Origin of the sequence: Bradyrhizobium sp. USDA 336, assembly GCF_044908355.1 — a bacterium.
GTDB lineage: Bacteria > Pseudomonadota > Alphaproteobacteria > Rhizobiales > Xanthobacteraceae > Bradyrhizobium > Bradyrhizobium yuanmingense.
In genome coordinates this window covers 3118956-3132373 of sequence record NZ_JBIYDC010000002.1, presented here as the reverse complement: position 1 = coordinate 3132373, position 13418 = coordinate 3118956, and the positions used below count along the sequence as shown (strand labels likewise).

At 65.6% G+C, this 13418-nt stretch carries 12 protein-coding genes; 2 read left to right on the top strand and 10 right to left on the bottom strand.

Annotated elements, in window-relative coordinates:
- Positions 1 to 115 precede the first annotated feature (115 nt).
- From ABIA45_RS15555 to ABIA45_RS15510, 10 genes are all read right to left on the bottom strand, one after another.
- On the bottom strand, positions 116 to 1624 hold the full coding sequence (locus ABIA45_RS15555) for an ABC transporter substrate-binding protein (RefSeq protein WP_271545382.1): 1509 nt from the start codon (positions 1622 to 1624) through the stop codon (positions 116 to 118).
- 22 nt (positions 1625 to 1646) lie between these two features.
- Complete coding sequence (locus ABIA45_RS15550) at positions 1647 to 2753, bottom strand: ABC transporter ATP-binding protein (RefSeq protein ID WP_404652685.1); 1107 nt, start codon at positions 2751 to 2753, stop codon at positions 1647 to 1649.
- The gene (locus ABIA45_RS15545) at positions 2753 to 3742 is read right to left on the bottom strand and encodes an ABC transporter ATP-binding protein (protein ID WP_271545379.1); all 990 of its coding nucleotides are present in this window, start codon (positions 3740 to 3742) and stop codon (positions 2753 to 2755) included. Before ABIA45_RS15545 ends, ABIA45_RS15550 begins: the two co-directional genes overlap by 1 nt.
- A complete protein-coding gene (locus tag ABIA45_RS15540; protein WP_404652683.1) occupies positions 3739 to 4449 on the bottom strand; it encodes a DUF1028 domain-containing protein in 711 nt (236 codons plus the stop codon). The genes ABIA45_RS15545 and ABIA45_RS15540 overlap by 4 nt, the downstream gene beginning before the upstream one ends.
- Before the next feature lie 9 nt (positions 4450 to 4458).
- The gene (locus ABIA45_RS15535) at positions 4459 to 6264 is read right to left on the bottom strand and encodes a gamma-glutamyltransferase family protein (protein WP_404542631.1); all 1806 of its coding nucleotides are present in this window, start codon (positions 6262 to 6264) and stop codon (positions 4459 to 4461) included.
- Between the two features lie 87 nt (positions 6265 to 6351).
- A complete protein-coding gene (locus ABIA45_RS15530; RefSeq protein ID WP_404652681.1) occupies positions 6352 to 7341 on the bottom strand; it encodes an ABC transporter ATP-binding protein in 990 nt (329 codons plus the stop codon).
- Positions 7338 to 8324 (bottom strand): ABC transporter ATP-binding protein, encoded by a 987-nt coding sequence (locus ABIA45_RS15525; protein ID WP_404542627.1) that lies wholly within the window; start codon positions 8322 to 8324, stop codon positions 7338 to 7340. Before ABIA45_RS15525 ends, ABIA45_RS15530 begins: the two co-directional genes overlap by 4 nt.
- A gap of 13 nt (positions 8325 to 8337) precedes the next feature.
- On the bottom strand, positions 8338 to 9309 hold the full coding sequence (locus ABIA45_RS15520; protein ID WP_157281122.1) for an ABC transporter permease: 972 nt from the start codon (positions 9307 to 9309) through the stop codon (positions 8338 to 8340).
- Positions 9310 to 9319: 10 nt separating this feature from the next.
- Positions 9320 to 10300: an ABC transporter permease gene (locus ABIA45_RS15515; protein WP_404652678.1), complete on the bottom strand. Its 981-nt coding sequence runs from the start codon at positions 10298 to 10300 to the stop codon at positions 9320 to 9322.
- Between the two features lie 103 nt (positions 10301 to 10403).
- Positions 10404 to 11999 (bottom strand): ABC transporter substrate-binding protein, encoded by a 1596-nt coding sequence (locus ABIA45_RS15510; protein ID WP_404542621.1) that lies wholly within the window; start codon positions 11997 to 11999, stop codon positions 10404 to 10406.
- A gap of 322 nt (positions 12000 to 12321) precedes the next feature.
- Here ABIA45_RS15510 and ABIA45_RS15505 point away from each other — a divergent pair, with 322 nt between their 5' ends.
- Entirely contained in the window at positions 12322 to 12579 is a 258-nt protein-coding gene (locus tag ABIA45_RS15505) for a DUF6489 family protein (protein WP_035710680.1), read from the top strand.
- Positions 12579 to 13379: a triacylglycerol lipase gene (locus ABIA45_RS15500; protein WP_271545374.1), complete on the top strand. Its 801-nt coding sequence runs from the start codon at positions 12579 to 12581 to the stop codon at positions 13377 to 13379. Before ABIA45_RS15505 ends, ABIA45_RS15500 begins: the two co-directional genes overlap by 1 nt.
- Positions 13380 to 13418 lie beyond the last annotated feature (39 nt).

The following is a 13418-nucleotide window of genomic DNA, read 5'->3' as shown; positions in this document are numbered from 1 at the left end:
TTGCGCTGCTGAACCGGGACCCAGTCACGGTTCGTTGTTGCCATGGGTCCCGGCTCTGCGGAGCAGCGCTTGCGCGCTGCACCGCGTCCGGGACACGGACTGAATGTCGGGCCGATCACTTCAGCTTGAGGCCGACAACGCGGACGAGGCCGTCCGGCATTTGCCTATAGCCTTCGAGCTTGGTCGTGTGCGCGATGATGATGCGGCGGTGGTAGAGGTAGAGGATGGCGTGATCTTCCAGCTCCAGCTTCGCAAGTCTCTCGTAGGCGGCCTTGCGCTGAGCCATGTCCGACGTACGGCGGGCATCGTCGAGCGCCTTGTCCGCGTCGGCATTGGCCCAGGCGCTGTAGTTCTGCGGCGCATCCTTGCGCAGGAACACGTAGGAATTCCCATCGGGATCGATGCGTCCGCTCCATGCGAGCATGAAGGCCTGGTATTCGCCGGACTCGGCCTGCTTCAGCGACGTCGCAAACTCGGTGACGCGGATCTTCATATCGAAGCCCGCCTCGCTCGCCATGGATTGCACCACCTGAGCCACCGCTTCGGTCTCGGCACCCTTTGGTACCAGGAAGTCAACGCTGACTGGCCCAGTGACGCCGGCTTCCTTCAGGAGCGCCTTGGCTTTGGCGATGTCGCGGCCGTGGATCGGAAATGCGCCCTGATAATAGGGGTGATCGGGATTGACCCATTGGTTGCCCGGCTTGAATTCGCCGTTGAACACCACCTGGTTGATCGCCTCGCGATCGATCGACCAGTCGAGTGCCTGCCGCACCTTGGCGGATTGGCTGAGCGGGCCCTTGGCCTTGTCCTTGCCGATGTTGAGCGTGATGCCCTGATAGCCCAGCTCGATGGCGGTCGCGACCTTCAACCGCGAGTCGGCGCGCACCTCCTTGAGGTCGGTGGCGAGCACGCGCTCGATCAGATCGAGGCCGCCGGATTTCAGGTTTGCGAGCCGCACGGTGGCGTCGACAATCGGCTGGAACACGATCTTGTCGATGAAGACGTTGTCCTTGTTCCAGTAGTCGGCGAATTTCTCGAACACGATGCGGTCCTGCTGCACGCGCTCGACGAACTTGTAGGGGCCGGCGCAGATCGGGCGGAGGCCGAACTTGTCGCCGGCCTCCTTGGCCGCCTTCGGCGACATCATCATGCCGGCGCGGTCGGTGAGTTGAGCGAGCAGCGGCGAGAACGGCGACTTCAACACAAGCTTGATCGTGAGGGGATCGACGATTTCGACGTGATCGACCGAGGCGAGCTCCGGCTTGCGGAACGAGCCGGGGAACGTCAGATGCCGCTCCAGCGAGAATTTTGCGGCCTCGGCATCGAACGGCTCACCGTCGTGGAATTTCACGCCGGGCCGCAGCTTGATGACCAGCGCCTTGCCGTCGTCGGCGGTTTCGCTCGAGAGCGCCAGCTGCGGCACGATGTTGAGCTTCTCGTCGATGTCGAACAGCTTGTCGCAGAAGGAGGAGAACACGATGCGGCCGACATAGGTGCGCGCCATCGTGGGGTCGAGGATATCGGGGTCTTCGGCGAGGCCGATGCGCAACGTGGTCTGGGCCTGCGCGGCCCCGATCGACACCAGCACAGCGGCGGCTGTTGCGGCCAGGCGAAACATCTTCATCGGTCAATCCCCATTGCTTCGGCTAGTTCGTTGCGGACGCGGCGTACTGTATACCAGCCCCGGCGGGGCTGCTGCCCTCCGCCTTTCGGCTGAAGGCCGCGACCAGTTTTGTAAGCGCCGGCGAAAACCCGCCGGCGGTGGGTAGAATGGCGTCTCCAGACGGCAGCTCCGCGGTGCGGTGACAGGCGGTGGCGTGGCCCGTGCGGTCGGCTAGAAGCGCAGGCGCCTCGCTGCGGCAGCGCTCGATCACGAACGGGCAGCGGGTGTGAAAGCGGCAGCCGGCGGGCGGATTGAGGGCGCTCGGGATTTCGCCCTCCAGCAGCACCGTCGTTCGTTTCGCCTTCGGCTGTGGCAGCGGGATCGCCGACAGCAGTGCGCGGCTGTAGGGGTGGCGCGGCGCGGCGAACAGCGCGTCGGCTTCCGCGGTCTCGACGATCTGGCCAAGATTCATCACCGCGACGTGGTCGGCGATGTGCTTGACCACCGCGAGGTCGTGCGAGACGAAAATGTAGGCGAGCCCGAGCCGGTCCTGCAGCTCGCGCAGCAGGTTCAGGATCTGGGAGCGGATCGAGACGTCGAGCGCCGAGACCGGCTCGTCGCAGATGATGAGCTTCGGCTCGACCGCGAGTGCGCGGGCGATGGCGATGCGTTGGCGCTGGCCGCCGGAGAATTCATGCGGATAGCGGCGGGCGAGGCGCGGCTCCAGCCCGACCAGCCGCAGCAGTTCGGCAACGCGCTCGGCCCGCCGCGCCGGCGGCACCAGATCGTGCAACGCCAGCGGCTCGGTCAGGATCTGGCCGACCGTCATGCGCGGATTGAGCGAGGCGTAGGGGTCTTGGAAGATGATCTGCGCCTCGCGGCGGAAGGCGCGCAAGGTCCCGGCGTCGAGCGCGAGCAGGTCGCGGCCGTCGAAGCGGATCGTGCCGGCATCCGGCTCGATCAGCCGCAGCACCAGGCGGCTGACGGTGGACTTGCCGCAGCCGGATTCGCCGACGAGCGCCAGCGTCTTGCCGGCCTCCAGCGAGAAGGACACGCCATCGACGGCCTTGACGTGCGCCAGCGCGCGGCCGAGCAGCGACCGCTGAGCGACGAAATGCTTGACCAGGCCTTCAACCTCGAGCAGCGCCATCACGACACCAGCAATTCGAGCGGCGCGCGGATGCAGCGCGAGAGATGGCCGACGCTGACTTCGACCAGCGGCGGCGGCGCCCTGGTGCAGGCGTCGAGCACGAAGGGACAACGCGGGGCGAAGCGGCAACCGGCGGGCGGCTGTGCCATGTTCGGCACCATGCCTTCGATCGTCGCAAGCTGCTCGGCGCGGTGGTCGAGCCGCGGGATCGAGCCGAGCAGGCCGACCGTGTAGGGATGCTGCGGCGCGGAGAACAATTCATCGACCGGCGCACGCTCGACGATCTCGCCGGCATACATCACCGCGACCTCGTCGCAGACCTCGGCGACGACGCCGAGATCGTGGGTGATCAGGATGATCGCGGCGCCGCTCGCGGCCTTCAGCTCGCGCATCAGCTCAAGGATCTGGGCCTGCAGGGTGACGTCGAGTGCGGTGGTCGGCTCGTCCGCGATCAGCAGCCGCGGGTCGCAGGCGAGTGCCATCGCGATCATGACGCGCTGGCGCATGCCGCCGGAGAGCTTGTGCGGGTAATCGTCGATGCGACGCTCGGGCGAAGGGATATGGACGCGGCGCAACAGCCCGATCGCGCGCTCGCGCGCGCTCTTGCGCGAGCCGCCCCGGTGACGCAGGATTGTCTCGATGATCTGGTCGCCGATCGTGAAGCTCGGATTGAGCGAGGTCATCGGCTCCTGGAAGATCATCGCCAGCCGGTTGCCGCGCAGATCGCGCAGCGTCTGGTCCGGCGTGGTCAGCAGGTCGAAACCGTCGAAGCGGATCGCGCCGGATATTTCCGCGCTCTGCTTCGGCAGCAGGCCCATGATCGCCAGCGACGTCACGCTCTTGCCACAGCCGGATTCGCCGACCAGGCCCAGCGTCGCGCCATTGGCGACACTGAGATCGACGCTGTCGACCGCGTGGGTGATGCGGCCGTCGTCGCCATGGAAGCGGATACGCAGGTCCTTGATCTCGATGAGGGGGCTGGCGCTCATGATCGTCTCGCGCGCGCCGCTTCGATGCTGGCGTCGATGACGCTACGATCGGTGGTGCCGGCCGGGTTCTGCCGCGTCGGCATGGAGGCGCGGAAATGCACCCAGAGCTCGTGGCTGACGCGCTCGAGCCGTTCGAGCTCACCGATCGGATCGGGATGGTCGTCGGCGCGAATGTCGAGGGCCGGCCATTCCTCCTCGCCGTGGATCACGAGCGCGGCCGACTGCTTGCCGCGCTTGTCGCCGCCGGCGGCTTCGCCGGCGCGCATCGCCGCGAGCAGGCGGCGCGGGAACGGCAGGCTGTCGCTGGCGATATATGTCTTCGCGGTCTCGTCGAGCACGTCTGGGCCGGCGAGCATATTGCCGGCGATCGAGAAGCCGCTGCCCGCGACGTGGCCGCACCAATCAACGCAGTCGCGCCCGGTATGCGCGGCGATTGCGCCGCTGGCATCCATGATATGGACCTGGCGGCTCTCGCGGCCGTCATCGGCCGCCAGCAGGGTGGCGAGCACGTCGTGGGCGTTGAGGCCCTCACGCAACAGCTTGACGCCGTCGATGCCGTAATAGGGATTGACGAAGGCCTGCGTCGCGATGGCGCCGAGGCCGGCGGTGACGTAGGGCACACGCGCGCCGACGGCGAAGAAGCGGGTCGCAACCGCGATGCCGAACTGGCCGGTGGCAGGATCGCGCGCGATGATCGACCAGGTCATGTGCTGCTTTCAGCGTCCCGCCGCGTAGCCCTGCATGCCGCGTGGATTGGCGGCTGCGCGCCGGCGCGGACCCACGCGTGAGGCCGCGGTGAGGCGGCCTTCGGACCAGTCGGGGCCGACCTCGACGATATGTCCGCGCTCGCGCAGGTTCTCGATGGTTGCCTTCGGCACGCGGTTCTCGACCACGAGCACCCCGGGACGCGCGGTGCGAGGCCAGAACGAGATCGGGAAATGCTCGGAATGCCAGGCCGGCGCGTCGATCGCTTCCTGGAGATTGAGGTTGCAATGGACGTGGCGCAGGAAGAATTGCGTGATCCACTGGTCCTGCTGATCGCCGCCGGGCGAGCCCCAGGCGAGGTAGGGCTCGCCGTCACGCAAGGCCATAGTTGGCGACAGCGTCGTGCGCGGTCGCTTCCCCGGCGCGAGCGCGGCGGGATGACCTTCCTCCAGCCAGAACATCTGGGCGCGGCTGCCGAGGCAAAAGCCGAGCTCGGGAATAATCGGTGAGGATTGCAGCCAGCCGCCCGACGGCGTCGACGACACCATGTTGCCGTCCCTGTCAATGATGTCGAAATGCACGGTGTCGCCGCGGACCTCGCCGAAGCGGCCCACGGTCGGCTCGCCGGCGCCGAGCGCGCCGACCGCCTCGCGCTGGCCCTCGGCGCGACGCAGCTTGACGACACCGCCGAAGCCCTCGACCGAGCCCGGAATGAAATCGAGCGAAGCCTTGTCGGTGACGAGCTTGCGGCGCTCGTCGTTGTAGGTATCCGACAGCAGCGTTTCGATCGGGATCTCGTTGAACTTGGGATCGCCGTAAAATTTTTCACGGTCGGCGAAGGCGAGCTTGGCGCATTCGATCTGGAGATGGATGAACTCCGGCCCGGTCGGATCGAGGCCGTCGAGTGCAAAGCCCTTCAGCAGCGCGAGCTGCTGCAAGGTGACCGGACCCTGGCTCCAGACGCCGGCCTTGCAGACGGTGTAGCGGCCATAGTCGTAGGTGAGTGGCGCTTCGACCGTCGGCTGCCAGCGCGCCATGTCCTCGGCGGAGAGCACGCCGCGATGCGGCGAGCCGCTGACGTCCATCACCTCCTGGGTGCGGCAGAACTTGTCGATGGCTTCCGCGACGAAGCCTTGCGACCACGCTTTGCGCGCGCGCTCGATCTCGGCATCGCGGCCGCCGGCGCCGCTTTCCGCTTCGCTCAGGATCCGGGCGTAGGTCGCAGCCAGCGTCTTGTTGGTGAACAGCGTGCCGGGCTTCGGCACTTCGCCGTTCGGCAGGTAGACGGCGGCCGAGGTCGGCCAATGCTTGCGGAACAATTGTTCGACCGTCTGGATCGTGGCGCAGGCGCGCTCGACCAGCGGATAACCGTCGCGGGCATAGGAGATCGCGGGCTCCAGCACGTCGCGCACGCGCATCGTGCCGTAGTCCCGCAGCAGCATCATCCAGGATTCGAAGGTGCCGGGAACGCAGGCGGCGAGGAGGCCCGTGCCCGGCACCATGTCGAGGCCTTCGCTTCTGTAATGCGCGATGGTGGCCCGCGCCGGCGCCGGGCCCTGGCCGCAGATTACCTCGGTGCGGCCGCGCTTGACGTCATGCACGATGATGGGCACGTCGCCGCCGGGACCGTTCAGATGCGGCTCGACCACCTGGAGCGTGAAGGCGGTGGCGACGCCGGCATCGAAGGCATTGCCGCCCTTTTCCAGGATGGCCATGCCCACGGCCGTCGCAATCCAGTGCGTCGAGGCGACGACCCCGAACGTGCCCTCGATCTCGGGCCTCGTCGTGAATGGATCGGGATTGATATTACTGCCCATGGGAGTTCACCACCTTATTTCCGGCGCGCGCAATTGATCACAGGGCCACGCCGCCGCCAAATGCACAGGCTGCATGGCACGCGCGCGTCACGCCGGGACCGGCGCGGTGTTGACCGCATGGCAGGCGACGCCGCCGATCAATTCCGGCGTCTCCTTGCGGCAGAGATCGAACGCCAGCGGGCAGCGCGGATTGAAGGCGCAACCGGAGGGCGGGTTGATCGGGTTCGGGATCTCGCCCTTGACCGGAACGCGCTGGCGGCCGCTCATGGCAAGATCAGGCACGGCGCCCAGCAGCATCTTGGTGTAAGGCATGCGCGGATTGGCGAACAGCTCGCGTCCGTCCGCGATCTCGACGATACGGCCGAGATACATCACGCCGACGCGGCTCGCCATGTGGCGCACCACGGCGAGGTTGTGGCTGATGAACATGTAGGTCAGGCCGAACTTGTCCTGGAGGTCGCGCATCAGGTTCAGGATCTGCGCCTGCACAGAGACGTCGAGCGCCGAGGTCGGCTCGTCGCAGACGATGAATTCGGCGTCGGAGGCGAGCGCTCGCGCGATCGCGATGCGCTGGCGCTGGCCGCCGGAGAATTCGTGCGGATATTTCAGCCGGTCGTCCGGATGCAGGCCGACGAGGCTGAGCAGCTCGCCGACGCGAGCCTGGATGTCGCGCTCGCCCTGGATCAGGTCGAAGGCGCGGATCGGCTCGGAGATGATGGCATCGACCCGGAAGCGCGGGTTCAGGCTCGCATAGGGATCCTGGAAGATCATCTGGATACGGCGGCGCAGCTTCCGCCGTGCCAGGGCCTGCCGCGGGTCGGTCATCGAGATGCCGTCGATCAGCACGTCGCCGGCGCTTGGCGGCAGCAGGCCGACGACCATGCGCGCCACCGTGGTCTTGCCGGAGCCGGACTCGCCAACCAGGGCAAACGTCTCACCCTTCCTGATGTCGAAGGTGACGTGATCGACCGCCTTGAGATATTCGAGATGTCCGCCCTCGAGCACGCGGTTGAGCCAGGGTTTCGAGACGTCGAAGACGCGGCGCAGGTTTGTGGCATGGACGAAGGAAAAACTCATGCCACGCTCTCCGCCGGCACGTCGTCATAGAGGTGGCAGGCCACCGATTGCGTGCCGCGCGGCAGCGGCTCCGGCCGCTCGACACGGCAACGATCGAAGGCGAAGGCGCAGCGCGGATTGAACGAGCAGCCGCGCGGAATCGCCGACAGGCGCGGCATCGAGCCCGGGATCTGCACCAGGCGCTTGTCCTCGCCCGCAAGTGTCGGGATCGCGCCCATCAGGCCCTTGGCATAAGGATGCAGCGGATTCTTCACGACGTCCTGCACCGGGCCGATCTCGGCGACACGGCCGGCATACATCACGGCGACGCGGTCCGAGGTCTCGGCGATCACGCCCATGTCGTGCGTCACCAGCATCACCGCGGTGCCGTGGTCGCGCCCAAGGCGCTTGATCAACGAGATGATCTGCGCCTGCACGGAGACGTCGAGCGCGGTGGTCGGCTCGTCGGCGATGATCAGCTCCGGCTCGGCGCAGATCGCGAGCGCAATCACGACGCGCTGGCGCATGCCACCGGAAAACTCGTGGGGATAGCCGTCGATACGCTTTTCAGGCGCGGGAATGCCGACTTCGGCCAGGAGGTCGATGGCGCGGCGGCGGGCGGCCGACTCGGACAGATTGAGGTGGGTGCGGATCGTCTCCACGATCTGGTCGCCGACCTTGTAGAGCGGATTGAGCGACGTCAGCGGATCCTGGAAGATCATGCCGATGCGCTTGCCCCTGATGCGGCGAATCTCCTCCGGCGGCAGATTGTCGATGCGCAGGCCCGCGAGACGAATCTCGCCGCCGGCGATGCGGCCGGGTGGATCGATCAGGCCGATCACCGCGAGGCCGGTGACGGACTTTCCGGCTCCGGACTCGCCGACGACGCCGAGCACCTCGCCCTTGGCGATGTCGAAGGAGACGCCGTCGATGGCGCGCAGCGTGCCGCGGCGGGAGGCAAACTCCACGTGAAGATCGCGCACGGAAAGGACGGGTTCGGTCATGGACGAGGCGTATTCATCGAAGCTTCGGATTGAGCGCGTCGCGCAGCCAGTCGCCGAGCAGATTGATCGACAGGATCAGCGCCGCGAGCGCGAGCCCCGGGAAGGCGACGATCCACCATTCGCCGGCGAACAGATAATTGTTGCCGATGCGGATCAGCGTGCCGAGCGAGGGCATGGTGTCGGGCAGGCCGACGCCGAGGAAGGACAGCGTCGCCTCGGTGATGATGGCGAGCGCAAGGTTGATGGTGGCGATGACCAGGATCGGGCCCATCGTGTTCGGCAGCACGTGCCGCAGCATGATCTTCGGCGCCGGCAGGCCGATCAGCTGCGCGGCGGCGACGTAGTCCTTGTTCTTCTCGACCATCACGGAGCTGCGCACCGTCCGGGCATAGCCGACCCAAAAGCTCAGGCCTATCGAGATCACCAGCACCACCAGCATGCTGGTGGCGTCCAGCCGGTTGCCGAGGATTGATTTCGCGATGCCGTTGACCAGCAGCGCGATCAGGATCGCAGGGAATGTCAGCTGCACGTCGGCGATCCGCATGATCACGCCGTCCACTGCGCCGCCGAAATAGCCGGCGATCAGGCCGAGGGCGATGCCGAGCGCGCCGGCGAAGATCACGCCGGCGACGCCCACGGCGAGCGAGATGCGCATGCCATAGAGAATCGCGGAGAACACATCGCGGCCTTGCTCGTCGGTGCCGAGCAGGAACGGGCTCTGACCGTCCGCGGTCCACAGCGGTGAAATCCGCGAATTCATCAATTGCAGCTGTGCCGGATCGAACGGGTTCTGCACCGCGAGCACGGATGCAAAGATCGCAAGCAGGAAGAACAGGACCGTGATGGCCGCAGCCACCATGGTGAGCTTGGAGCGGCGGAACGAATAGAACAAGTCGCTGTCGAGCGTGCGGCTGAACCAGCCCTGGGCGGCCTGCACCGGCTGCGCGCTCTGCTTGTCGGAATTGGAGACGATTGCGTCGGACATGCAGGCTGCCCTATGCGGCGCGACCGACGGTCGAGCGCAGGCGCGGATCGACCACCGTGTAGAGGATGTCGACCACCAGATTGATGTTGACGAAGATCAGTGAAACCATCAGCAGGTAGGCGGCCATGATCGGAATGTCGACGTTTTGCACGGCCTGGACGAACAGAAGCCCCATGCCCGGCCATTGGAACACGGTTTCGGTGATGATCGAAAATGCAATAACCGAGCCAAACTGAAGCCCTGCCACGGTGATCACCGGAATCAGCGTGTTCTTCAGCGCGTGGCCGAAATGGATCGCACGCGTGGTCAGCCCCCTCGCGCGGGCGAAGCGGATATAGTCGGTCCGCAACACTTCCAGCATCTCCGCGCGCACCAGCCGCATGATCAGGGTCATCTGGAACAGGCCGAGCGTGATCGAAGGCATGATCAGTGCCTTCAGTCCCGACACCGTGAGCAGGCCGGTCGTCCACCAGCCGAGCTTGACCACCTCGCCGCGGCCGAACGAGGGCAACCAGCCCAATGTCACGGCGAACAGGTAGATCAGGAGAATGCCGATCAGGAAGGTCGGCAGCGAGATGCCGATCAGCGAGACCGCCTGGAATAGTTTGGCCAGCACGGTATCGCGCTTGAGCGCCGAATAGACGCCCATCAGGATGCCGAACACCATTGCAAACACGGTCGCACAGATCGCAAGTTCCAGCGTCGCGGGCATGCGCTCCATCAACAGCGTCGCGACCGGCTGGCGGAACTGGTAGGAGACGCCGAACTTGAACTGCGCCGCATCGGCGAAATAGCGCACGAACTGCACCGGCACGGGGTCATCGAGGCCGAGCGACTTGCGCACGATCGCGCGTTCGGCGGCCGAGGTGTCGATCGAGACGATCTGGTTGACGGGGTCGCCGGCGAAGCGGAACATCGAGAACGCGATGATGCCGACGGCGAACATGACGCCGATGGCCTGAACGGCGCGGCGAAGCGTGAAAGCGAGCATGCCTTCCACTGTCCTTGGGTGAGCGTACGGCCGACGTCCTTGGCGGCCGGAAAAGAAAGGTCCCGGAAGGCGGATGCCGCCGGGACCTCGTGTTCAACCGATCCTATTCCTTCTTGGTTGCCCAGTGGAACATGACGAGATTGTCGGCGCGCTGCGGCAGGTTCACCTTCTTCGATACGCCCCAGGCCAGCGCCTGCTGGTGCAGCGGGATGTAGGACCAGTCCTTCATGCCGATTTCGTAGGCCTGCTTGATCAGCTGGTTGCGCTTGGCGGTGTCGGTTTCGACCAGCACCTTGTCGGTGATGGCATCGAAATCCTTATTGCAATAACCGCCGAGATTGGCCTCGCCGCGCGAGGATTTCGCATCGTCGCGGCAGCCCATGATGTCGTAGAGCACGTTGTGGGAGTCCATCGTGCTCGGGGTCCAGCCCAGCAGGTAGAACGAGGTCTGGTAGCCGCCCTGCTTCAGCACCTTGGCGAAGTACTGCGCCTTCGGCTGCGCCAGGAGATTGATCTTGACGCCGATGCGGGCGAGCATGCCGACCACGGCCTGGCAGATCGCGGCGTCGTTGACGTAGCGATCGTTCGGGCAGTCCATGGTGACCTCGAAGCCGTCGGGGTAACCGGCTTCGGTCAGGAGCTTCTTGGCGCCGTCAGGATCGAATTTCGGCCGCGTGAACTCCTTGGACAGCACGAACAGTTCCGGTGCGATCATCAGCGCCGACGGCGTCGACAGCCCGCGCATCACGCGCGTCTTGATCAGCTCGATGTCGATCGCCTTGTAGAAGGCCTCGCGGACGCGGACGTCCTTGAACGGGTTCTTGCCCTTGATGTTGGAGTAGAGCAGCTCGTCACGCATCTGGTCAAAGCCGAGGAAGATGGTGCGCAGCTCCGGTCCCTTCAGCACCTGGGCGTTCGGGCTGGAATCGACGCGAGAGATGTCCTGGATCGGAACCGGCTCGATGACGTCGACTTCGCCCGAGAGCAGGGCGGCGACGCGGGTGGCGTCGGAAGCGATCGGGGTGAAGATGATCTCCTTGAGATTGCCCTCGACCTTGCCCCAGTAATTGGGATTGGCCTTGAACACCGTCTTCACGCCGGGCTGATGGCTTTCAATGATGAAGGGACCGGTGCCGTTCTCGTTCAGTGAGGCATAGCTCGGCGTGGTCGCCGCCACCGGCGTCGGATCGACGACGTTGTTCTCCTCGGCCCATTTCTTGTTCATGATGTACCAGACATCCCACGCGTTATGCAGAATGGGATTCGGCGAGGGCAGGACGAAGTCGACGGTGTAGTCGTCGACCTTGACCACCTTGACGTCCGGCGCAAGGCGGGTCTGCATGTTCGACCCCTTCTTGCGGACGCGATCGGCCGAGAACACCACGTCGTCGGCGGTGAAGGGGTTGCCGTTGTGGAATTTCACGCCCTTGCGCAAATGGAAGCGCCAGCGCGTCGGCTCCGGGGTTTCCCAGCTTTCCGCCAGCGCCGGAATGATCTTGAGATCCTTGTCGCGCGCGGTGAGGCCCTGATAGACGTGGCCGAGATGAGCGTGGGTGGTGCTCTCGTTCAGGGTATAGGGATCGAGCGACTTCAGGTCACCCTGGTTGGCATAACGTAGCGTCTGGCTGGACGCTGGCGAGACCGCCAACGCAAGCGTGCCGGCGAGCGTCGCCGCAAACAGACTTTGACCGATCGACATTCTTGACCCTCTCCACACTGCTACGCCGGTGATTTTTGATTGTTCGGCGGGCTGACTGATCCATGTTGCCCAGAGTTCTCGACCCGTGCAAGCGTCATTCCAGCAAGGAACGCGCCAAGTTGCACCGCTGTGCAGCAATGCTGCCCGGCGATCCCAGGGCCGGCAGGCGTCCTTCTGCGCGGGTTGCGGGCCGGTCGATTTGATTGACCATACCCGTCGATTGGGAAAGCCGGTCTTTGCAGCTTCCTTTCAGGTCGCTTGCGTTGCAGACCTTCTCGCGGTGATACTCCGACAGGCCGCTCGAATCTCATCCGGAGGGGACATGAAGGTTAACATCGAAATCGACTGCACCCCCCTCGAAGCCCGCCAGTTCTTTGGTCTGCCCGACGTGGCGCCGATGCAGACGGCGGTGATGGACAAGCTGCAGCAGCAGGTGCTCAGCAATATCGAGAAGGTCTCGCCGGAATCGCTGATCCAGAGCTGGTTCACCTTCGATCCCAAGATCGCCGAGCGGTTTCAGGACATGTTCGTCGCGATGGCCGGTCTCGGCGGCACGCGCAGCGGCGACAAGAAGAAATAGTGTCGCCCGGGCCGGACGGGGCGCTGCAAGAAGGCCGGCTTCGTCCGCCGGGTCTCGGCCTGCTGCTCGCCGAGGCCCGTGGGCTGTTCGAGTTGAATGCGAGCCTGATGCTGTCGCCGCTCCTGATGCGGGCGCCGCGGGGCGACGGCCATCCGGTGCTGGCGCTGCCGGGCTTTCTCGCCAGCGACCTCTCGATGGTGCCGATACGGCGCTATCTCAGCGAGCTCGGTTATGCGGCGCATGCCTGGCGGATGGGCCGCAATCTCGGCGGGCTCGGGCGAATGCGGGATTCGCTGCGCAGCCGCTTGGCCGAGATCCATGCCGCCACGGGACGCAAGGTCAGCCTGGTCGGTTGGAGTCTCGGCGGCGTCTATGCCCGCGATCTCGCGCTTTGGGCGCCGGACAAGGTCCGCTACGTCGTCACGCTCGGCAGCCCTTTCGCCAACGATGTGCGGGCGACCCACGCGACGCGGCTCTATGAGACGCTATCCGGCGAGAAGGTGGAGGACTATGCGGAAGCGCGCGAGGCGATTGCCGGCGATCTGCCGGTGCCGGCAACGTCGATCTATTCGCGCGCCGACGGCGTCGTGAACTGGCGGACCTGTCTGCTGCGCCCCTCCGACCGTGCCGAGAACATCGAGGTGCACCTGGCGAGCCATATTGGGCTCGGCGTGAACCCGGCGGTGCTGTGGGCCGTGGCGGATCGCCTGGCGCAACCGGAGGGAGACTTCCGGCCATTTGACCGGGCGGGGCCGTTTGCCATTGCATATGCCCCGCCGGACCGGGCAGTATCGGCCTGACTAGAGCGCCGCCAAGGCGCCCGTCGAATACTCGGGAGG